Raw genomic sequence first — 19,432 nt, 5'->3', positions numbered from 1 at the left:
CACAAGCGAAAGGGCCCCGCACCGGAAGTGGTGCGGGGCCCTTGCGCGTCTGACGTCAGGCGTCGGGCTGCTGCGGCTTGCCCGCCAGCTCGCCGGGCATGTTCTCGGCGGAGATCTCCTCCGAGACGCCGTGGGCCTTGCGGGCGTTGACCAGCGCGACGGTCTCCTCGGGGGAGTCCGGGGTGAGGAAGCTGCCGGGGACCGGGTGGCCCGCGGAACCCAGCTTGTTCATCTTCTTGGGCACCGAGGCGCCCTGGTAGGCCAGCGGCAGCGGGTGGCCGTGGTCGTCGACCGGGCCGAGCGGCTGGTGGACCTCGATGAACTCGCCGTGCGGGAGGCGCTTGATGATGCCGGTCTCGACGCCGTGCTCCAGCACCTCGCGGTCAGCGCGCTGGAGACCCAGGCACAGGCGGTAGGTGAGGTAGTACGCCAGCGGCGGCACCAGCAGCATGCCCACGCGGCCGACCCAGGTCAGCGCGTTCAGGGAGATGTCGAACTTCATGGCGATGATGTCGTTGCCGCCCGAGAGCAGCAGGACCATGAAGAACGAGATCGCCATCGCGCCCAGCGCGGTGCGCACCGGGACGTCGCGCGGACGCTGGAGCAGGTTGTGGTGCGCGTAGTCCTTGGTCAGCTTCTTCTCGATCCACGGGTAGACCGCGGCGATGCCGGTCAGCAGCGGGAGACCGAGGAGGAACGGCAGGAACGGCGCCGGGACGGTGTAGTTGCCCAGGTACAGCTCCCACGCGGGCCACAGGCGGATCAGACCGTCGGTCCAGCCCATGTACCAGTCGGGCTGGACGCCCGCGGACACCTGCGCCGGGTTGTACGGGCCGAAGTTCCACACCGGGTTGATCTGGAAGACGCCACCCATGATCGCGGTGATCGCGACGACGACGGCGAAGAAGCCGCCGCCCTTGGCCGCGAACACCGGCATGATGCGCACGCCGACGACGTTGGTCTCCTTGCGGCCGACGCCGGGGAACTGCGTGTGCTTCTGGTACCAGACCAGCGCCAGGTGGACCGCCACGAGACCCAGGATGATCGCGGGGATCAGCAGGATGTGCAGCGTGTAGAACCTGGGGATGATCTCCGTGCCGGGGAACTCCCCGCCGAAGGCCAGCCAGTTGATCCAGGTGCCGACCACCGGGAACGAGATCAGCAGCGCCGCCATCACGCGGAGGCCGGTGCCGGAGAGCAGGTCGTCGGGGAGCGAGTAGCCGAGGAAGCCCTCGATCGCGCCGAGCATGAACAGCAGGATGCCGATGACCCAGTTGATCTCGCGCGGGCGGCGGAACGCGCCGGTGAAGAAGATCCGGAACATGTGCACGACGATCGCGCCCATGAACAGCAGCGCCGCCCAGTGGTGCACCTGGCGGACGAACAGACCGCCGCGGACCTCGAAGGAGATCTGGAGGGTCGACTCGAACGCGCGGGACATCTCGATGCCCTGGAGGTTCGTGAACGCGCCGTTGTAGACGACCTCCTCCATGGAGGGGTCGAAGAACAGCGCCAGGTACGTGCCGGACAGCAGCAGGATGATGAAGCTGTACAGCGCGATCTCGCCGAGCAGGAACGACCAGTGCGTCGGGAAGACCTTGTTGAGCTGCTTCCGCATGCCGCCCGCGAAGTGGTAGCGCTCGTCAGCGGCCTTGGCGGCCCCGCCGACCGCGCGAGCAGCCGCGTTGGGCTGCTTCGTCGGAGTGGTGATGGCACTCATGACTTACGCTCCCAGAACGCCGGACCCACGGCTTCGATGAAGTCACCGCGAGCGATCAAGTATCCGTCCTCGTCCACCGTGATCGGCAGCTGCGGGAGGGCACGGGTGGCCGGACCGAACCGCGGCTTCGCGTAGTGGAAGACGTCGAACTGCGACTGGTGGCACGGGCAGAGCAGCAGACCGGTCTGCTGCTCGTACAACGAGGTCGGACAGCCCAAGTGGGTGCAGATCTTCGAGTACGCGTAGAAGTCACCGTAGTTGAAGTCTTCCTGACCTGCACGCTTGACGACCGGCTGGCCGGGACGCAGGCGGATCAGCATGACCGGACCGTCGGCGCTCTTGATGGCGTGGACGAGCTTGTCCTCGTCCTCCCGGTCGGACTCGCGGAACGGGAAGACGGTCTCGAAGCCACCGGCCTCCAGGTCCTCCGGGCGGACCAGTTCGACCTCGTGGAACCGACCGGTGTGGCGGCGGAGGTAGACCTTCTCGCCGTTCACGGGCTTCCACGCGGTGTGCCAGAGCGACTTGCTGCTCTCGCTGTCCTGCCACGGGTTCTTGATCAGACCGCCGAGCGGGACGGCCAGCACGCCGAGGCCGAAGATGCCCGCGCCGAGGCCGGCGGTCTTCTTGATCAGCGAGCGGCGGCCGAGGGTGCTGCGCTCGCCCGCGTCGGCCAGCTCCGCGAGCACGGTGGCCTGGTCGACCTGGGACGACGGGCCGTCGTGGCGCTGCTGCACCGCCAGCTCGTCCGGGATGAACTTCTTCGTGTAGAGGAGCGCGCCGACGCCGAGGCCGAGGATCGCGATGCCGAGGGTGAGGCCGATGATCGGGTTGTAGAGGCTGTACAGCAGGTGCTTGTCGCTGCCGGGGGCCTCGTAGCGCCACGGCCAGAACAGGAACGCCGCGAGGAACGCCACGCCGCCCAGCGCGGCGATCAGGAACCAGAGCGCGACGACGCGCTCGGCCCGCTTCTCCGCGCGGGTGCCCTTGACCGGCCACTTGTCCTCGTAGTGGACCAGCTCGACGCCGTCCATCTTCAGGCCGAGCTTGACCAGCTCGTCCCTGCTCATCTGCCCGAGCTCGTCCTCAGTGGGCAGCTCGGCCGGCTTGTCGCCGCTCATGCCTTGGCTCCGATCCAGAGGGTCACGCCGATCAGGGCGGCGATCCCCACGATGAACGCGATCAGACCCTCGGATACGGGCCCCAGCCCGCCGAGGGGGGCACCGCCGGGGTTGTTGTTCCCGTCGGTGACCGACTTGATGTACGCGATGATGTCCTTCTTCTCCTCCGGCGTGAGCTGCCGGTCGGAGAACTTCGGCATGTTCTGCGGGCCGGTGAGCATCGCGGTGTAGAGCTGCTCCTCGGTCACACCGTCCAGCTCCGGCGCGAACTTGCCGGACGAGAGCGCCCCGCCGCGGCCGGTGAAGTTGTGGCAGGCCGCGCAGTTCAGGCGGAACAGCTCGCCGCCGCGGGCGGGTTCGTCGCCGCGCAGCGCCTGGCCGGTCTCCTCGGGGCTCTCCGGGCCGCCACCCCTGGACTGGATGAACGCGCCGAGCGCGTCGATCTCCTCAGGGGTGAACTTGACCGGCTTGCGCTGGGCCTGGGCCTCCTGGCGGGCCATCGGCATGCGGCCGGTGGAGACCTGGAAGTACACCGCGGCCTCGCCGACGCCGATGAGGCTCGGGCCGCGGTCCTTCACGCCGTCCAGGGCGGGGCCGTGGCAGCTCAGGCAGGTGTTGTTGTAGAGCTGCTCGCCCTGCCGCACCAGGGCCGGGTCGTCCTGCGCCTGGGCGGTCTGCGGGTTCGGCGCGAGCGCCGTGAACAGAAAGCCGGCGCTGAGCAACGCGAACCCGAGCGCGAGGAGGCCCGAGATCCGCCTGCGCAGCTTGGTGCGCGTCCGGGCCCTCTTGGTGTTGGTGGTCATGTGTGCGGCAACCCTTGCTGTCAGTTCGGGGCTTCGTGCTTCGTGGTGGGTCAGGGCACGATGTAGATGACGGCGAACAGACCGATCCAGACGACGTCGACGAAGTGCCAGTAGTACGACACGACGATCGCGGACGTCGCCTGCGCCGGGGTGAACTTGCTCAGCTTGGTGCGGATGAGCAGGAACACGAAGGCGATCAGGCCGCCGATCACGTGCAGGCCGTGGAAGCCGGTGGTGAGGAAGAAGACGGTGCCGTACGCGGACGACGGGATCGTCGTGCCGTGGTGCACCAGCTCGTAGTACTCCCCGGCCTGTCCAGCGACGAAGATCGCGCCCATGATCAGCGTCACCGTGTACCAGCGGCGCAGACCGAAGACGTCGCCGCGCTCGGCGGCGAACACTCCCCACTGACAGGTGAAGGAGGAGGCCACCAGGATGACCGTGAAGAACAGGGCGTACGGCCTGTTCAGCTCGGTCGGCTCCGGGGGCCAGGCACCTTCGTTCTGGGCTTTCACCGTGAAGAACATGGCGAAGAGCCCAGCGAAGAACATGAGCTCACTGGACAGCCAGACGATCGTGCCGACGCTGACCATGTTCGGGCGGTTCAGCGAGTGCACGCGCTGGCCGGTGGAAGGCGCTGCCGTTGTCACATCACGCATTATTGCTTGCAGGTTTTCCGTCCGCCCATCGGGTCCAACCGGGGCGAACGGCGGCTCACCGCCGCCCGCGAACACGGAGGGTGAACGAAAGCCATGGGAATGCTCGGCTGGTTGCGTGACCGGCTCCGGGGGGATCGGGAACCCGAACTCCTGACCGGATCTCCCGGACTGGTCGTCGTGGTCGAGGCGTTCGACCCGGCGGAGGCCGACTCCGCGGCGCTGGCCCGCTCGCCCCGCTGGCGACCCGATCGGCCCGCGGTGCTGCGCCACCACCTCGTACTACCCCCTGACCAGGTAGAACGTGCCGCCGCACTGCTCGCGCAGGACGGTTACGAGCTGCGGCCGAGCGGTCGCGGGCCCGATCACCTGGAGGCCGTTCGGGTGCAGGTGCTCGACGCGCTGCACTGCGCGCAGGAGCGTTCGCGCATGGCGGGGCTCGCCCAGAGGCTCGGCGGTGACGCACCGGGGTGGGATGCGCTGCAACCGGAGCCCGGCTAGGCCGATAGCATCGCCACACCTGGTCACCCGACCCGCCGGAGGATCGTCCACATGAGCACGCCGACCACGAAGATCCTGGTGTTCAGCCACCGCCCCGAGGTGCGTGAGACGATCATCACGGCCGTGGGTCGTCGGCCCGCCCCGGACCTGGGCAAGGTGGACTACCTGGAGGCGGGCACCATCGCCGAGGTGCTGTACGAGGTGGACAACGGCCACGCCGACCTCCTCATCCTCGACGGCGAGGCGCAGCCGACCGGCGGCATGGGCCTGTCCCGCCAGCTCAAGAACGAGATCACCGACTGCCCGCCCATCGTGGTGGCCGTGCGCCGCCGGGACGACCGGTGGCTCGCGACGTGGTCCCAGGCCGACGCGGTGATCGTGCACCCGCTCGACCCGCTCGCCGCGGCCGAGACGGTGGCCGAGGTGCTGCGGAACGCGGTCTCGCTGCCCGTCGTGCGCGGCTGAGCGCCGGGCCATGTCCAGAACCTGGCCGTTGCTGCTGAACCAGCTCGTCGACAAGGTCGACCTCTCGGCCGAGGACACCGGCTGGGCCATGAACCAGGTCATGACCGGGACCGCGACGAGCGCCCAGATCGCCGCGTTCGTCGTGGCGCTGCGCTCCAAGGGCGAGACGCCCGAGGAGGTCGACGGCTTCGCCACGATGATGCTGGAGCACGCGCGCCGCTTCACCGTGGACGCGCGGGCCGTGGACATCGTCGGCACCGGGGGCGACAACTCCGGGTCGGTCAACATCTCCACGATGGCCGCGATCGTGACCGCCGCCGCGGGCGTGCCCGTGGTGAAGCACGGCAACCGCGCGGCCTCGTCCAAGTGCGGCACGGCCGACGTGCTGGAGGCTCTGGGCGTCGCGATCGACCTGCCGCCGGACCACGTGCGGACGACGGCCGACGAACTGGGCGTCGGGTTCTGCTTCGCGCCGATCTTCCACCCGGCGCTGCGGTTCGCGGGGCCGACCAGGGGCGAGATCGGCATCCCCACGGTGTTCAACCTGCTCGGCCCGCTGACGAACCCCGCGCAGCCCGCGGTGGGTCTCGTGGGCTGCGCGCGGATCAACGCGGCGCCGCTGATCGCGGGCGTGTTCGCCCGGCGCGGCAAGACGGCGCTCGTGGTGCGCGGCGACGACGGGCTGGACGAGATCACCACGACGACCACCACGTCGGTGTGGGTCGCCGACGGCGGCACCGTGCGCACCGACGTGATCGATCCCTCACGCCTCGGCGTGCGGCCCGCGCTCCCGGAGGACCTGCGCGGCGGCGACGCGTCGGTCAACGCCGAGGTCGTGCGCGAACTCCTCTCGGGCAAGCCCGGTCCGGTGCGGGACGCCGTGCTGGTCAACGCCGCGGGCGCCATCGCGGCCCACGGCGGCCTGTCCGGTGACCTGCACGCCGACCTCGCGGGCGGACTCGGCAGGGCGGCCGACGCCATCGACTCCGGCGCCGCCGCCGACCTGCTGCGACGCTGGGCGGCGCGGTCCACCGAGCTGAAGGCTCAGCCGATCGACTGATTAGGCCGTTCGGGGAGTTCGGGGCCCGTTCGCTGAGGTTTCAGTCACTGGTTCACGCACCCGCAACGAAGCGGGTTCATGCTGGTACCACCAACGCGGTCCTGTCGACCGCGTCACCCGGCCAAGCCGTGGCCCGGTCCTGCGCGGCCGAGCCCTCCCGAGCGAGCGAGGAGCGATGACACTGCTGTCCACGGTCATGACGCGAGTGGTTTCACCCATCGCGCGGATGGTGTACCGACCGACGGTCGAGGGCTTGGAGAACATCCCCGGCACAGGGCCCGTGATCCTCGCCGCCAACCACCTGTCCTTCGTCGACAGCATGATCATCCCGATCGTCGTGCCCCGGCGGGTGTACTTCCTCGCCAAGGCCGAGTACTTCGAGGGGACCGGCGTTCGCGGAGCGCTGTCGCGGTGGTTCTTCACGGGGATGGGGAACATCCCGGTGCGGCGCGGGCAGGGGCGGTCGGCTCGGGACTCGCTGGACACGGTGATCAAGGTCCTCGCCGACGGGGAGGCCTTCGGGATCTACCCCGAGGGGACGCGGTCGTTGGACGGGATGCTGCACCGCGGTCGGACCGGGGTGGCTCGGATCGCGCTGGAGTCCGGCGCTCCCGTGGTGCCGATCGGGCTCGTGGGAACGGACCGGGTGATGGCGGTCGGGCGGAAGCTGCCCAAGATCGTGCCGGTGACGGTCCGGTTCGGGAAGCCGTTGGACTTCACGCGCTACGCGGGGATGCAGGATTCGCTGCCGGTGTTGAGGTCGGTCACGGACCAGATCGTGTACAACATCCTTGAGCTGTCCGGGCAGGATTACGTGGACAACTACCAGGCCAGCGCTGCTGCTTGAGTTGAGCTGAGTTGATGGGGCAGCGGTGGGATTCGGCGGCTGCCGGTCCCGTCAGATCGGGTGACTGCCGGTCCCGGCCGGGGTGGCCGATGTGACTCGGGGACCTCTCGATGTGACCCTGTGATCGGGCTCAAGGGCAGGTGGTGGCCACCTGCCCGATCTACCAGGGCAAGGGTCACGTCCCCCGAGTAAAATCGGCCACTGGTTCAGGGAAGGCCCCGGCTCAGGTTTGTTGTCGTGTCGTCATACCGAAAGGGCCGCCCCTGAGGGCGGCCCTTTCGGTTTTGGTTTGTTTTTGCTTTTGTCTTCTTACTCGTGGTTCGGGCCTGTGTGGTACTCGAAGACCAGGCCGCCGATGGTGATCAGGAGCATCACCACGGCGATCACCAGGAGCCAGATGTGCCAGAACGCCATCGCGACGCCCGCTACCGCTGCCGAGGCCGCCAGGGCGATGGGCCAGTAGCTTCCGGGGCTGAAGAAGCCCAGGTCGCCCGCGCCGTCGCTGATCTCCGCGTTCGGGTTGTCCTCCGGGCGCTGTTCGATGCGCCTGGAGACGAAGCGGAAGTAGGTGCCGACGATCAGGGCCAGGCCGCCGGTCAGCGCCAGTGCCACGATGCCCACCGGTTCCTTGGACCAGACGCCGTAGATGACGGCCATCAGGAACGAGAAGACGGTGATCAAGTCAAAAATCCGGGCTTCGACCTTCATGGTTGTTCCTCGCTCTCGCGCTCGCTGCCCGGACTACTTCGAGCCGCCGCCGGACGCCTCGCGGGCGGTCCGATCGGTGTTGAAGGGCTCGGTCGTGGTCGCGTGCGGCGTGCACCAGTCGGCGCAGTTCAGCTCGGTGAGCGCCTCGGCGGCCGTGTAGGTCTTGCCGGTCTTCTCGTTGACCTGCTGGCGCAGCTTGATGTACTTGTCGAAGTCGGCCGACTCCAGGGCGCGGACCTCGAAGTTCATCACCGAGTGGTAGGTGCCGCACAGCTCGGCGCAGCGGCCGACGAACGAGCCGGGACGGTCGATCCGGTCGATCTGGAAGACGTTGTCCTGGTTGTTCTTCTCCGGGTCCGGGAAGACGTCCCGCTTGAAGTGGAACTCCGGCACGAAGAACGAGTGGATGACGTCGGTCGACCTGAGCGTGAAGCGGATCGACTTGCCCGCGGGCAGCACGAGCAGCGGCACCTCGCCGGAGTTGCCGATGGTGCTCACGGCCTGGTTCGCGTTCTCGGTCTTGTAACCGGGGTACTGGAACTCCCAGTTCCACTGGAACGCGATCACGTCGACCGTCACGTCAGCGGGCTTCGACTTGTCCGTGACGTAGTTCTGGGTGATCGCGGTGAAGTAGAAGAGAACCGCCACGATGATCGTCGGAACGACGATGAGCACGAGTTCCAGCGGCAGGTTGTACGCCGTCTGACGAGGGAGTTCCTCGCTCTTCTTGCGGTGGAACGCGATCGACCACGCGATCAGTCCCCAGACGATCACACCCACGACGAGCGCGGCGACCACGGACCAGGTCCACAGCTCGCGCATCTTCTCGGCCTGCGGCGTGACGGCCACGGGCCATCCGAAGCGCAGGACCTCTTCCGTGGAGCAACCGGTGGCCCCGATGCCGACCAGGCCAACCAGCCCGGCGACCTTGGCCGTCCGAGCTGCCCTGGTGCCCTCCTTCAGGCCCACTGCTCGCGCCTCCTCAAAGACGGTGCACGGCCCGCGGGTGGTGGTCTGCGGGCCGGTGAAAAACACGCTGTCCGACCGAGAGGAATTCCTGGCCGGGATCATGCGGGAGCCTAGCCCAGCACGGTGAGCACCACCGCTCGGGGGCAGTGCTCCGTAGTGCAGTTTCGGTCACACCGAGCGACCCCGGCATACTGGTGCCTTCCTTACGCGACACGAAAGGTGCCAATCGCTGTGTGCGGCTTCGTGGGACTGGTTAGCCCAAACAAGAACGAGGCAGAGCACGCGCGCTCCGCGGTGGCGGCGGCGCTGCGCTGCCAGCGGCACCGCGGGCCTGACGAGAGCGGGACGTGGCAGGGCGACGAGGTGGTCTGGGGCTTCAACCGCCTGTCGATCATCGACGTCGAGCACTCCCACCAGCCGATGCCGTGGGGACCGCCGGAGGAGCCGGGTCGGTACACGATCCTGTTCAACGGAGAGATCTACAACTACCTGGAGCTGCGGGCGGAGCTGACGAGCAAGTACGGCGCGCGCTTCTCCACCGACGGCGACACCGAGACCATCGTCGCGGCCTACCACTACCTCGGCCCGGCCGCCGTGGCGCGGCTGCGCGGCATGTTCGCGTTCCTGATCTGGGACTCGCAGCGCAAGGTCGTCTTCGGCGCGCGCGACCCGTTCGGCATCAAGCCGCTGTACTACGCGGTCGGCCCGAACGGCGTGGCGCTGTCGAGCGAGAAGAAGAGCGTGCTGGCCCTCGCGCCGACGATCGGCATCCAGCCGCGGCTGGACCAGAAGGCGCTCCAGCACTACCTGATCCTCCAGTACGTGCCGGAGCCCGAGTCGCTGCACGGGGACATCCGGCGCATCGAGTCCGGCACCTCGTTCACCATCCGCCCCGGCGGCAGGCCCGTCATGGAGCGGTACTTCCCCGCGACCTTCCGGCCGCGCGCGGTCCGCGGCGAGTCGGACGAGAACCGCCTCTACGACGAGATCACCGAGGCGCTGCGCGACTCCGTCGCCAAGCACATGCGCGCGGACGTGACGGTCGGCTCGTTCCTGTCGGGCGGCATCGACTCCACGGTCATCGCCGCGCTGGCGAAGGAGCACAACCCGGACCTGATCACGTTCACCACCGGCTTCGAGCGCTCCGGCTTCTCCGAGGTCGACGTGGCCGCCGAGTCGGCCGCGGCGATCGGCGTGAAGCACGTCGTCCGGACGGTGACCGCGCAGGAGATGATGGACTCCCTGCCGCTGATCACCTGGTACCTCGACGACCCGGTGGCGGACCCGGCGCTGGTGCCGCTGTGGTTCATCGCCCGCGAGGCGCGCCAGCACGTGAAGGTCGTGCTGTCCGGTGAGGGCGCCGACGAGCTGTTCGGCGGCTACACGATCTACCGCGAGCCGCTGTCGCTGGCGCCGTTCGAGAAGGTGCCCGGCGCGCTGCGCAAGGCGATGGGCAAGGTCTCCACGAAGATCCCGCAGGGCGTGCGCGGCAAGGACCTGCTGCGCCGCGGCGCGCTCACGCTGGAGGAGCGCTACTACGGCAACGCGCGCATCTTCATGGACGACCAGGTCCGCGCGGTGCTCAAGACCTACGACCCGAGCGTGACGCACATGGACGCCACGGCGCAGGCGTACCGCGAGTCGGCGAACTGGGACCCGGTGACCCGGATGCAGCACGTGGACCTCTTCACGTGGCTGCGCGGCGACATCCTGGTCAAGGCCGACAAGGTGACCATGGCGAACTCGCTGGAGCTGCGGGTGCCGTTCCTGGACCCCGAGGTCTTCAAGATCGCGTCGCAGATCCCGTCCGAGCTGAAGATCACCAAGGACACGACGAAGTTCGCGCTGCGCAAGGCGATCCGCGACATCATCCCGCCGCACGTCCTCAACCGGCGCAAGCTGGGCTTCCCGGTGCCGATCCGGCACTGGCTGAAGGAGGAGATGCACGACTGGTCGCTCCAGATCGTGGCCGAGTCGCAGACGGACCAGTACATCGACAAGGCCGCGGTGCGCCGGATCATCGAGGAGCACCGCAACAACGTGCAGGACCACAGCCGCCGCATCTGGGCGCTGCTGGTCTTCATGCTGTGGCACGGGATCTTCGTCGAGGGGCGCATCTCCCCCGTCGTGCCGGAGCCGCACTACCCCGTCAAGCTGTAGGCACTCGATCGCGAAAGCCCCCGCCTCGGCGGGGGCTTTCGCGCGTCGTGGGGTCGGTCACCCGGCCGGAGACTACCGTTTGGTAGGGCTATCGCAGGTCAGACCACTCGTCCTACCGTCGGAACGTGACTACTCCAGAGGCTGCGACCATGACCGAGTTGATCGAGGACTGCGCCGGGATCCCGCGGTCGATCACGCACGCGGAGCACCCGCTGCCCGCGCCCCGCGCCGCCGCCTCGTGGGAGGTCGACGAGAGCACCGCGCGGCGGTTCGAGGGGCTCAACGACTACGGCGTCTGACCCCCGGTCCCGGGAGCGCAGGCGGGGCCGCCCCGCCAGAGGGCGTCGGCGGTGCCCGCCTCCGGGTGCTCCTCGTAGAGCCCCGCCTCGAACTCGATGACGTCCGGGGCCTCGTTCAGCTCGGCCACCTGCTGGATGACCCCGGCCTCGTGGGCGCGGAGCAGGTCGGGGCGGGCGGCCTCCGTGCCGGAACCCTCGCGGACCAGTTCGGCGTAGCGGCGGATGCCCGGCAGGGGCATGCCGGACGAGCGCAGCCAGCCGACCTCGAACTCGGTGAACACGCGGTGGCCCGAGGAGTCGCGCCCCCGCGGGCTCCACGAACAGGTGTTCCCGCTCGTGGAACCGCAGCGTGTGCGAGCGCGATCGTCCTGGTCGAGAGCGGGGAGGTGCCGCTGCGGCTGCCGCTCGGACCGGACACCTACCGCGACGTCCGCGCGTCGCCGGTGGCCCGGCTGGAGGAGCACGACGCGCACCGCGCGCGACGGCGCTGTCCGTGGCCCGCGACGACGTCGCGCTCGTCTGAGACGCGGAAGGGCGGCTCCCGCCGTGGGGAGCCGCCCTTCCGCGCTGTGCGGACTAGTGGAACGAGTCGCCGCAGGCGCAGGAGCCGCCCGCGTTCGGGTTCTCGATCGTGAAGCCCTGCTTCTCGATGGTGTCGACGAAGTCGATGACAGCGCCCTCGACGTAGGGAGCGCTCATGCGGTCGACGGCGACCTTCATGCCGCCGAAGTCGCGGACCGCGTCACCGTCGAGGCTGCGCTCGTCGAAGAAAAGCTGGTAGCGCAGGCCCGCGCAGCCGCCGGGCTGGACGGCGATGCGCAGGTGCATGTCATCGCGGCCCTCCTGGTCGAGCAGCGCCTTCGCCTTCGAGGCCGCCTGGTCGGTGAGCGTCACGCCGTGCGTGGGCGCTTCAGGAGCCGGTGCGGCTGCTTCGGTGGAGGCGGCTGCGTCCTGAGCGGTGGTCATAGCTCTCCCTCAGAGGTCGAAACGGGCGGTCAGCCCTGTCAACACGGGCGGTACCCGCTTTGTTCCACCACCCATGGTGGCACAGTCCGCGCCCGGCACCGACAACTCGGACGTCAGCGTGACCACCGTCCCGCCACCTCGGCGGCCAGAGCGCGCAGGGTGCCCGCCGGATCCGCCATGGCTGCGGCCACGGAGCCCGCGTGCTCGGCGACCGCGTAGGAGTCGGTGATGCCCGCCGCGCCCGCCTCCCGGCGGCCGACGCTCACCTGGCCCGCCAGGACCAGGCACGGGATGCCGCGGGCCGCGGCGCCGGACGCGACGGCGGTGACGAGCTTCCCCCTGAGCGACTGCCAGTCGAAGCTGCCCTCCCCCGTGAGGGCCACGTCGGCGGTGGCGAGGGCGTCGTCCAGGCCGGTCAGCGTCCGCACCAGGCCCGCGCCGGACGTGACGGTGGCGCCGAGCGCGAGGAGGGCCGCGCCGAGGCCGCCCGCGGCGCCCGCTCCGGGCAGGTCGCGGACGTCGCGCAGCCGGTCCATGCCCTCCAGCCTGGCCTCCAGGCGAGCAACGGCCTCCGGGGAGGCGCCCTTCTGCGGGCCGAACGTCGCCGCGGCGCCGTGCGGGCCGAGCAGCGGGTTCTCCACGTCGGACGCGGCCACGAGCCGGGCCGTGACGTCGGTCACGACCGACAGCAGGCCCTCGCCGCCGTCGGTGGTGCCCGAGCCGCCGAGGCCGACGACGACCGTGTGCGCGCCCGAGGCGGCGAGCACCAGTTCACCGACGCCGCGGGTGGTGGCGCGTTCGCACCACTCGGCGCGCTGGTCGGCGGGGACGAGGTGCAGGCCGCACGCCTCGGCGGACTCGACGTACGCCGTGCCGTCGTGCTCCAGCCACCGGGCCGTCACCGGCGTGCCGAGCGGGCCGGTGACCTCGGTGGTGCGCAGTTCACCGCCCAGCGCGGCGTGCAGGACGTCCACGAAGCCGGGTCCCCCGTCGGCCAGCGGACGCAGCAGGAGTTCGTCGTCGGGTGCGGTCGACCGCCAGCCGTCGGCGATGGCGGAGGCCGCCTCGCCCGCCGTCAGCGTCCCGCCGAAGCAGTCCGGAGCCACCAGTACGCGCACCTCGCGGAGGGTACGGAACGCATTGTCATACCCTTGTCGGGTGAGGTTCCTGCGCCGCAGCTCCAACGAGTCCACCGCCACCGTCGACGAGACCGTCCCGGAGGTGGTGACCGACGACGCCGACAAGAGCCGCACGCCGGGCAAGGGGCGCCCCACCCCGAAGCGCCGCGAGGCGCAGGGCAGGCGGACCGGCCCGGTCCCGCCGCCTCCCCGCACGCAGCGCGAGGCGCTCAAGCGCGCTCGGGGCAACAAGAGCAAGCTGACGAAGGAAGAGCGCCGCGCCGCCGCGGCCGACCGCCGGGCGAAGATGATGTCCGGTGACGAGAAGTACCTGCTGCCGCGCGACCGGGGGCCGGTCAAGGCCTACATCCGCGACCTCGTGGACGCGCGCCGCAACCTCATGGGCCTGTTCATGCCGCTGGCGATCGTGGTGTTCGCCGCGCTGCTGACGCCGCTGGTGGTCGTGCAGCAGTACGCGACGCTCGTGACGACGTTCATGCTGCTGGCGATGGTGCTGGAGGGCATCGTGCTCGGCCGCGTCGTCGCGAAGAAGGTGCGCGCGAAGTTCCCGAACGAGACGATCCGGGGCCTGTCGATCGGCTGGTACTCGTTCATCAGGGCGAGTCAGCTGCGTCGTCTGCGGGTGCCGAAGCCGCGGGTCTCGCCCGGCGACACGGTCTAGTGGCCGCTGCTCCGCAGACGGCGGCTTGGCCGCTCTCAGTCGGCAGGTCGGGTCACCACCTGCCGACGCGGCCTCGCTGCCTCGCGGCCGACGTGATCTGAATCCTTAGCAAGCCGAACGACATCGGTCTAGGCTCGGACCCATGGAGTTTCGACGTCTCGGCCGCAGCGGCCTGAACATCAGCGAGATCTCGTACGGCAACTGGCTCACCCACGGCTCGCAGGTCGAGGAGGACCAGGCGCACGCGTGCGTCCGGGCCGCACTGGACGCGGGCATCACCACGTTCGACACGGCCGACGTCTACGCCAACACCAAGGCCGAGTCGGTGCTGGGGCGGGCGCTGGCCGGTGAGCGCCGCGAGTCGTTGGAGATCTTCACCAAGGTCTTCTGGCCGACCGGCCCCGGCGGTCCGAACGACAAGGGCCTGGGCCGCAAGCACATCATCGAGTCGGCCAACGCCTCGCTGAAGCGGCTCCAGACCGACTACGTCGACCTCTACCAGGCGCACCGGTTCGACCGGACCGTGCCGCTGGAGGAGACGATGCTCGCGTTCGCGGAACTGGTGCGGCAGGGCAAGGCGCTCTACATCGGGGTGTCCGAGTGGAACGCCGAGCAGATCACCCGCGGTGCCGCGCTGGCCCGCGAGCTGAACGTGCCGTTCATCTCGAACCAGCCGCAGTACTCGATGCTGTGGCGGGTCATCGAGTCGCAGGTCGTGCCCGCGTCCGAGCGCGAGGGGCTCAGCCAGATCGTGTTCTCCCCCATCGCCCAGGGCGTGCTGACCGGCAAGTACACGCCGGGCGGCGAGCTGCCCTCCGGCTCCCGGGCGACCGACGAGCGCGGGTCGAAGATGATCTCGCGCTGGATGCGCGACGACGTGCTCGCGAAGGTGCAGGAGCTGAAGCCGCTCGCCGACGAGGCGGGTCTCACGCTGTCGCAGCTCGCGGTCGCGTGGGTGTTGCAGAACCCGAACGTGGCCAGCGCGATCACCGGTGCCTCGCGGCCCGAGCAGGTGCACGAGAACGTGAAGGCGGCGGGCGTGAAGCTGGAGGCCGAGCTGCTGGAGAAGATCGACGCGGTGCTCGACGGCGTGGCCGAGACCGACCCCAGGCTGACCGTCACCGTGTGACGCGGAAGGGGCCCCGCGGGTTCGCCCGCGGGGCCCTGTCGTGCCCGGATGATCGAGTACCGAACCGCGGTGGACGGCCTGCGGCCCGAGCAGCTGCGCGGCTTCTTCGTGGGCTGGCCCGCGCCGCCCTCGCCCGAGCGGCACCTGGCGCTGCTGCGCGGTTCCACGCACGCGGTCGTCGCGCTGGACGGTGACCGGGTCGTGGGGTTCGTCACGGTGCTGTCCGACGGGGTGCTGATGGCGAGCGTCCCGCTGCTGGAGGTGCTGCCCGAGCACCAGGGCCGGGGCGTCGGCCGGACGCTCGTCGAGACCGCCGTGGCCCTGGTGGGCGAGCTGTACCAGGTGCAGCTGTGCTGCGACGACGACGTGCGGGCGTTCTACCGGAAGCTGGGCTTCCAGCGGGTGGACGGCATGGTCCTGCGGCTCTAGTCGGCCGGTGCGAGCGACATCGGGCCGTACACCTCGGACTCGCTGCGCAGCAGCGTGACCTGGGCGATCCCCGCCTCGGTCAACTCCTGCCACCGCGCGCTGAACCAGTCCTCGGCGTCGGCCTGGTCGGCGAAGGTCTCGGCCGGTCCGTCGACCTCGCGACCCTGCTCGTCCTGGTAGCGCCACCGGTAGTCCACGACGGCCTCCTGGGGATGTCCTCCGGGTAACGTTCCAGGTCAGGCTAAGCGATCGGTGGACGGAGTTCGGTGTGACGCGTCGGACACTCGTGCTCGGCGGCACCCGTTCCGGGAAGTCGGCCCACGCCGAGGGGTTGCTGACCGACCCCGTGGTGACGTACGTGGCGACCGCCCGCCGCTACCCCGGTGACGACGACTGGGACCGGCGGATCGCGCGGCACGTCGAGCGCAGACCGGCGGCGTGGACGACGGTCGAGGCGCCGGACCTGCCGGAACTGCTCGCGGCGGCGGGCGGGGACGACCCGCCGCTGCTCGTCGACGACCTCGCCACCTGGCTCACCGGGGTGCTGGACGACGCCGGCGCGTGGGAGGGCGGAGGGACCGACGAGGTCGAGCGGGAGTGCTCGGCCCTGGTCTCCGCCGCCGCCGCGTGCCGGACGCGCCTGGTCGTCGTGTCGGCCGAGGTCGGCCTCGGCGTCGTGCCGTCCACCCGCTCTGGCAGGCTCTTCCGAGACCACCTCGGTTCGCTGAACGCACGGCTGGCCGAGGTCTGCGACGAGGTGTTCCTGCTCGTCGCCGGAATCCCACTGACACTGCGCGAAGCTGGAGGTGCTGGGCCGTGAACACCAGCGATGACACGGGCGCGGGCTTCACGTTCCCGCCCGTGGACCCGCCCGACGAGCAGGTGCTGCTCCAGGCGTTGGCCCGGTTGGACACGCTGACCAAACCGGTCGGCTCGCTCGGCAGGCTGGAGGGCGTCGCCGCGTGGGTGGCGTCCTGCCAGGGCGTCTGCCCGCCCCGGCCGTTCACCCGACCCCGCGTCGTCGTGTTCGCGGGCGACCACGGCGTCGCCGAGCACGGCGTGTCGGCCTACCCCAGCGAGGTCACCGCCCAGATGGTGGCCAACTTCCTCGCGGGCGGGGCCGCGGTGAACGTGCTGGCCGCGTCCGCGGGCGCGACGGTGCGGGTGGTCGACGTGGCCGTCGACGGCGACACGCCGGAGGAGGTGCGGGCGCACAAGGTGCGCCGCGGCTCGGGGTCGATCGACCGCGAGGACGCGCTGACCCGCGAGGAGGCCGTCCAGGCCATCACCGCGGGCAGGCGGATCGCCGACGAGGAGGTCGACGGCGGCGCCGACCTGCTGATCGCCGGTGACATGGGCATCGGCAACACGACGCCGTCCGCGGTGCTGATCGCGTCGCTCACCGGGTCGGAGCCGGTGAACGTGGTCGGGCGCGGCACGGGCATCGACGACGCGGCCTGGATGCGCAAGACGGCCGCCATCCGCGACGCGATGCGCCGGGCCCGCCCGCACATCAGCGACCCGGTGGCGCTGCTCGCGACCGCGAGCGGCGCGGACATCGCCGCGATGGTCGGCTTCCTCGCGCAGGCGGCGTTCCGCGGGGTGCCGGTCATCCTGGACGGCGTCGTGGTCGGCGCGGCGGCCGTCGTGGCCGAGGAGCTGGCTCCGGGCGCCCGCGAGTGGTGGACGGCCGGGCACCGCTCGGCCGAGCCGTCGCACGCGCTGGCGCTGGGCCACCTGAGCCTCCAGCCTCTGCTGGAGTTCGACATGCGCCTCGGCGAGGGCACGGGCGCGGTCACCGCGCTGCCGCTGGTGATGATGGCCACGAGGATCCTCGCGGAGATGGCCACGTTCGACAGCGCGGGCGTCTCGGGCAAGGAGTAGCGGGGTGGTCCACCGGGGAGTCCGGCCGTCCGGGTGGGACGGGTGAGGGCCGACGGCGTTCGGCTCGCCCTGTCCTGGCTGACCGTGCTGCCGGTGCGCTCCGGCGCGGTCGACGCGCGCGTCGCGCGGCAGGCCATCGCGCTGGCGCCGCTGGTGGGCGTGCTGCTGGGTGCCGTCACCGCCGCGTTCCTGCACGGCCTCGCCTGGCTGGGCGCGCCGTCCGCGGTGGCGGGGCTGCTGGCCGTGGGGCTGCTCGCGCTCGGCACCAGGGGGATGCACCTGGACGGGCTGGCGGACACCGCCGACGGGCTCGGCTGCTACGGGCCGCCGGAGCGGGCCCTCGCCGTGATGAAGGACGGCGGTGCGGGCCCGTTCGCGGTCGTCACGCTCGTCGTCGTGCTGGGCGCGCAGGCGTCGGCGTTCGGCGACGTGCCGTGGGGCGCGGTGGTCGTGGCGCTGGCGGCGGGCCGGGCCGCGTTCGCCGCGTGCTGCCTCGAGGGGGTGCCCGCGGCGCGGCCGGAGGGGCTCGGCGCGCTGGTGGCGGGCAGCCAGTCGTGGCCCGTGGTGGCGCTCTGGTGGACCGCGCTCGCGGCCGCGAGCTTCGTCGTCGTGCCGCACGGCCCGGTCGCCGTGGCGGTCGCGCTCGGCGCGGTGCTGCTGCTGGTGCGGCACACCCGCAAGCGCTTCGGCGGCATCACGGGTGACGTGCTCGGCGCGGCCTGCGAGCTGGCGACGCTGATCGTGCTGGTCGGCTGCACGCTGGGGTGAGGGCCCCCTCGCGGAGGCCCCCACCGGTGCTCAGACGAGCGTCGTCATCCAGCCGTGCACGTCCTCGACGGTGCCGTGCTGCAACCCCGTCAGCCGTTCGCGCAGCTTCTTGGTCACCTCGCCGGTCTCGCCGCCGGAGACGCTGAACTCGCCGTCCGCGTGCTTCACGTGGCCGACGGGCGTGATCACGGCGGCGGTGCCGCAGGCGAACACCTCGGTCAGCTCGCCGGACTCGGCCTTCTTCTCCCACTCCTCGGTGGAGATGCGCCGCTCCTCGACCGGGAGGCCGAGGTCGGCCGCCATCCGCAGCAGCGAGTCGCGGGTGATGCCGGGCAGCAGCGTGCCGGTCAGCTCGGGCGTGACGACGCGGGCGGTCGAGCCGGAGCCGAGGACGAAGAACAGGTTCATCCCGCCCATCTCCTCGACCCAGCGGCGCTCCACCGCGTCGAGCCACACGACCTGGTCGCAGCCCTTCTCGGCGGCCTGCGCCTGCGCGACCAGGGAGGCGGCGTAGTTGCCCGCGAACTTGGCCGCGCCCGTGCCGCCGGGGGCCGCCCGGACGTACTCGGTCGACAGCCAGACGCTCACCGGCTTCACGCCGCCGGAGAAGTACGAGCCCGCCGGGGACGCGATGAGCGCGTAGAGGTACTCGCTCGCGGGCCGAACGCCGAGGCCGACCTCGCTGGAGATCATGAACGGGCGCAGGTAGAGGGACTCCTCCGCGGCGGAGGGCACCCAGCGCTCGTCGACGGCGACCAGCCGGCGGATGGACTCCAGGAACAGCTCGTCCGGCAGCTCCGGCATGGCGATGCGCTGCGCGGACAGGCGGAAGCGGGCCGCGTTCGCCTCGGGGCGGAACGACGCGATGGAGCCGTCCGGCCTGCGGTACGCCTTGAGGCCCTCGAAGATCGCCTGGCCGTAGTGCAGGACCATGGAGGCGGGATCGAGTTCCAGCGAGTGGTAGGGCTCGACGGCCGGGGAGTGCCAGCCCCGCGCCCGGTCCCAGCGGATCGTCACCATGTGGTCGGTGAAGTGCTGGCCGAAGCCCGGCCTCGCCAGTACCTCCGCTACGCGTTCCGGGGTGGCCGGCTGCGGGTTCGAGGTCACGGTGAAAGGCGGCGCTGTCGTCATGGGTAGACGATAATCC

At 70.6% G+C, this 19,432-nt stretch carries 23 protein-coding genes; 12 read left to right on the top strand and 11 right to left on the bottom strand.

Annotated elements, in window-relative coordinates; all coding sequences use genetic code 11:
- Window positions 1–55 precede the first annotated feature (55 nt).
- Genes qcrB through ctaE form a run of 4 tightly spaced genes read right to left on the bottom strand, consistent with a single transcriptional unit; the run spans window position 56 to window position 4,303 of the window.
- A complete protein-coding gene (gene qcrB, locus AC156L_RS41965; RefSeq protein ID WP_330877752.1) occupies window positions 56–1,720 on the bottom strand; it encodes a cytochrome bc1 complex cytochrome b subunit in 1,665 nt (554 codons plus the stop codon).
- Complete coding sequence (gene qcrA, locus AC156L_RS41960; protein WP_330877753.1) at window positions 1,717–2,841, bottom strand: cytochrome bc1 complex Rieske iron-sulfur subunit; 1,125 nt, start codon at window positions 2,839–2,841, stop codon at window positions 1,717–1,719. The genes qcrB and qcrA overlap by 4 nt, the downstream gene beginning before the upstream one ends.
- Window positions 2,838–3,644 carry a cytochrome bc1 complex diheme cytochrome c subunit gene (gene qcrC, locus AC156L_RS41955; RefSeq protein ID WP_330877754.1) on the bottom strand — a complete coding sequence of 269 codons (807 nt, stop codon included), beginning with the start codon at window positions 3,642–3,644 and terminating at the stop codon, window positions 2,838–2,840. Before qcrC ends, qcrA begins: the two co-directional genes overlap by 4 nt.
- Before the next feature lie 50 nt (window positions 3,645–3,694).
- Window positions 3,695–4,303, bottom strand: coding sequence for an aa3-type cytochrome oxidase subunit III (gene ctaE / locus AC156L_RS41950; protein WP_330877808.1), 609 nt, complete (start codon window positions 4,301–4,303; stop codon window positions 3,695–3,697).
- 93 nt (window positions 4,304–4,396) lie between these two features.
- Between ctaE and AC156L_RS41945 the strand changes: the two genes are divergently transcribed.
- The 4 genes from AC156L_RS41945 (at window position 4,397) to AC156L_RS41930 (ending at window position 7,173) form a co-directional block, all read left to right on the top strand.
- Complete coding sequence (locus tag AC156L_RS41945) at window positions 4,397–4,801, top strand: hypothetical protein (RefSeq protein WP_330877755.1); 405 nt, start codon at window positions 4,397–4,399, stop codon at window positions 4,799–4,801.
- A 51-nt stretch (window positions 4,802–4,852) separates the two neighbouring features.
- Window positions 4,853–5,266, top strand: a complete 414-nt coding sequence (locus AC156L_RS41940) for a hypothetical protein (protein ID WP_330877756.1) — start codon at window positions 4,853–4,855, stop codon at window positions 5,264–5,266.
- Window positions 5,267–5,276: 10 nt separating this feature from the next.
- Entirely contained in the window at window positions 5,277–6,326 is a 1,050-nt protein-coding gene (gene trpD, locus AC156L_RS41935; protein ID WP_330877757.1) for an anthranilate phosphoribosyltransferase, read from the top strand.
- A gap of 181 nt (window positions 6,327–6,507) precedes the next feature.
- Window positions 6,508–7,173 carry a lysophospholipid acyltransferase family protein gene (locus AC156L_RS41930; protein ID WP_330877809.1) on the top strand — a complete coding sequence of 222 codons (666 nt, stop codon included), beginning with the start codon at window positions 6,508–6,510 and terminating at the stop codon, window positions 7,171–7,173.
- 309 nt (window positions 7,174–7,482) lie between these two features.
- Here AC156L_RS41930 and AC156L_RS41925 read toward each other — a convergent pair whose 3' ends face one another.
- Together AC156L_RS41925 and ctaC are read right to left on the bottom strand one after the other, a co-directional pair.
- Window positions 7,483–7,881, bottom strand: a complete 399-nt coding sequence (locus AC156L_RS41925) for a cytochrome c oxidase subunit 4 (protein WP_330877758.1) — start codon at window positions 7,879–7,881, stop codon at window positions 7,483–7,485.
- A 33-nt stretch (window positions 7,882–7,914) separates the two neighbouring features.
- Window positions 7,915–8,850, bottom strand: a complete 936-nt coding sequence (ctaC, locus tag AC156L_RS41920; RefSeq protein WP_330877759.1) for an aa3-type cytochrome oxidase subunit II — start codon at window positions 8,848–8,850, stop codon at window positions 7,915–7,917.
- Window positions 8,851–9,081: 231 nt separating this feature from the next.
- On the opposite strand from ctaC, the gene asnB reads away from it, so the two are divergent.
- Both asnB and AC156L_RS41910 read left to right on the top strand, forming a co-directional pair.
- On the top strand, window positions 9,082–11,010 hold the full coding sequence (gene asnB / locus AC156L_RS41915) for an asparagine synthase (glutamine-hydrolyzing) (protein WP_330877760.1): 1,929 nt from the start codon (window positions 9,082–9,084) through the stop codon (window positions 11,008–11,010).
- 149 nt (window positions 11,011–11,159) lie between these two features.
- Entirely contained in the window at window positions 11,160–11,309 is a 150-nt protein-coding gene (locus AC156L_RS41910; protein WP_330877761.1) for a hypothetical protein, read from the top strand.
- On the opposite strand, the gene AC156L_RS41905 is transcribed toward AC156L_RS41910, so the two are convergent.
- The 3 genes from AC156L_RS41905 to AC156L_RS41895 all read right to left on the bottom strand — a co-directional run bounded on the left by AC156L_RS41905 (window position 11,297) and on the right by AC156L_RS41895 (window position 13,393).
- Window positions 11,297–11,590, bottom strand: a complete 294-nt coding sequence (locus AC156L_RS41905; protein ID WP_484407838.1) for a MerR family transcriptional regulator — start codon at window positions 11,588–11,590, stop codon at window positions 11,297–11,299. The two genes, AC156L_RS41910 and AC156L_RS41905, sit on opposite strands and share 13 nt — an antisense overlap.
- Window positions 11,591–11,885: 295 nt before the next feature.
- Window positions 11,886–12,275 (bottom strand): HesB/IscA family protein, encoded by a 390-nt coding sequence (locus tag AC156L_RS41900; RefSeq protein WP_330877763.1) that lies wholly within the window; start codon window positions 12,273–12,275, stop codon window positions 11,886–11,888.
- Window positions 12,276–12,388: 113 nt separating this feature from the next.
- Window positions 12,389–13,393, bottom strand: coding sequence for a glycerate kinase family protein (locus tag AC156L_RS41895; RefSeq protein WP_330877764.1), 1,005 nt, complete (start codon window positions 13,391–13,393; stop codon window positions 12,389–12,391).
- 40 nt (window positions 13,394–13,433) lie between these two features.
- Here AC156L_RS41895 and AC156L_RS41890 point away from each other — a divergent pair, with 40 nt between their 5' ends.
- The 3 genes from AC156L_RS41890 to AC156L_RS41880 all read left to right on the top strand — a co-directional run bounded on the left by AC156L_RS41890 (window position 13,434) and on the right by AC156L_RS41880 (window position 15,633).
- Window positions 13,434–14,075 carry a DUF3043 domain-containing protein gene (locus AC156L_RS41890; RefSeq protein WP_330877765.1) on the top strand — a complete coding sequence of 214 codons (642 nt, stop codon included), beginning with the start codon at window positions 13,434–13,436 and terminating at the stop codon, window positions 14,073–14,075.
- A 142-nt stretch (window positions 14,076–14,217) separates the two neighbouring features.
- Window positions 14,218–15,204, top strand: coding sequence for an aldo/keto reductase family protein (locus AC156L_RS41885; RefSeq protein WP_330877766.1), 987 nt, complete (start codon window positions 14,218–14,220; stop codon window positions 15,202–15,204).
- Between the two features lie 48 nt (window positions 15,205–15,252).
- Window positions 15,253–15,633 carry a GNAT family N-acetyltransferase gene (locus AC156L_RS41880; RefSeq protein WP_330877767.1) on the top strand — a complete coding sequence of 127 codons (381 nt, stop codon included), beginning with the start codon at window positions 15,253–15,255 and terminating at the stop codon, window positions 15,631–15,633.
- Here AC156L_RS41880 and AC156L_RS41875 read toward each other — a convergent pair.
- A complete protein-coding gene (locus AC156L_RS41875; protein WP_330877768.1) occupies window positions 15,630–15,830 on the bottom strand; it encodes a hypothetical protein in 201 nt (66 codons plus the stop codon). The two genes, AC156L_RS41880 and AC156L_RS41875, sit on opposite strands and share 4 nt — an antisense overlap.
- Window positions 15,831–15,901: 71 nt before the next feature.
- Between AC156L_RS41875 and cobU the strand changes: the two genes are divergently transcribed.
- The 3 genes from cobU to cobS are packed head-to-tail and all read left to right on the top strand — an operon-like array spanning window position 15,902 to window position 18,285.
- Complete coding sequence (gene cobU / locus AC156L_RS41870; RefSeq protein WP_330877769.1) at window positions 15,902–16,453, top strand: bifunctional adenosylcobinamide kinase/adenosylcobinamide-phosphate guanylyltransferase; 552 nt, start codon at window positions 15,902–15,904, stop codon at window positions 16,451–16,453.
- Window positions 16,450–17,517: a nicotinate-nucleotide--dimethylbenzimidazole phosphoribosyltransferase gene (gene cobT, locus AC156L_RS41865; protein WP_414719967.1), complete on the top strand. Its 1,068-nt coding sequence runs from the start codon at window positions 16,450–16,452 to the stop codon at window positions 17,515–17,517. Before cobU ends, cobT begins: the two co-directional genes overlap by 4 nt.
- A gap of 42 nt (window positions 17,518–17,559) precedes the next feature.
- Window positions 17,560–18,285 (top strand): adenosylcobinamide-GDP ribazoletransferase, encoded by a 726-nt coding sequence (gene cobS, locus AC156L_RS41860; protein WP_330877770.1) that lies wholly within the window; start codon window positions 17,560–17,562, stop codon window positions 18,283–18,285.
- A 30-nt stretch (window positions 18,286–18,315) separates the two neighbouring features.
- On the opposite strand, the gene AC156L_RS41855 is transcribed toward cobS, so the two are convergent.
- Complete coding sequence (locus tag AC156L_RS41855; protein ID WP_330877771.1) at window positions 18,316–19,416, bottom strand: branched-chain amino acid aminotransferase; 1,101 nt, start codon at window positions 19,414–19,416, stop codon at window positions 18,316–18,318.
- Window positions 19,417–19,432 lie beyond the last annotated feature (16 nt).

The sequence above is a fragment of the Umezawaea sp. genome (genome assembly GCF_057122925.1).
The sequence above is the reverse complement of the archived record's forward strand: the minus strand, read 5'-3'. Positions and strand labels throughout refer to the sequence as shown.

Bases quoted from the DNA above. Each gene is read 5' to 3' on its own strand.
- AC156L_RS41885 (WP_330877766.1), top strand. From the start codon at position 14,218: ATGGAGTTTCGACGTCTCGGCCGCAGCGGCCTGAACATCAGCGAGATC.
- AC156L_RS41945 (WP_330877755.1), top strand. From the start codon at position 4,397: ATGGGAATGCTCGGCTGGTTGCGTGACCGGCTCCGGGGGGATCGGGAA.
- trpD (WP_330877757.1), top strand. From the start codon at position 5,277: ATGTCCAGAACCTGGCCGTTGCTGCTGAACCAGCTCGTCGACAAGGTC.
- AC156L_RS41880 (WP_330877767.1), top strand. From the start codon at position 15,253: ATGATCGAGTACCGAACCGCGGTGGACGGCCTGCGGCCCGAGCAGCTG.
- AC156L_RS41925 (WP_330877758.1), bottom strand. From the start codon at position 7,881: ATGAAGGTCGAAGCCCGGATTTTTGACTTGATCACCGTCTTCTCGTTC.
- AC156L_RS41855 (WP_330877771.1), bottom strand. From the start codon at position 19,416: ATGACGACAGCGCCGCCTTTCACCGTGACCTCGAACCCGCAGCCGGCC.
- qcrA (WP_330877753.1), bottom strand. From the start codon at position 2,841: ATGAGCGGCGACAAGCCGGCCGAGCTGCCCACTGAGGACGAGCTCGGG.
- ctaE (WP_330877808.1), bottom strand. From the start codon at position 4,303: ATGCGTGATGTGACAACGGCAGCGCCTTCCACCGGCCAGCGCGTGCAC.
- AC156L_RS41900 (WP_330877763.1), bottom strand. From the start codon at position 12,275: ATGACCACCGCTCAGGACGCAGCCGCCTCCACCGAAGCAGCCGCACCG.
- qcrB (WP_330877752.1), bottom strand. From the start codon at position 1,720: ATGAGTGCCATCACCACTCCGACGAAGCAGCCCAACGCGGCTGCTCGC.
- AC156L_RS41940 (WP_330877756.1), top strand. From the start codon at position 4,853: ATGAGCACGCCGACCACGAAGATCCTGGTGTTCAGCCACCGCCCCGAG.
- AC156L_RS41910 (WP_330877761.1), top strand. From the start codon at position 11,160: ATGACCGAGTTGATCGAGGACTGCGCCGGGATCCCGCGGTCGATCACG.
- qcrC (WP_330877754.1), bottom strand. From the start codon at position 3,644: ATGACCACCAACACCAAGAGGGCCCGGACGCGCACCAAGCTGCGCAGG.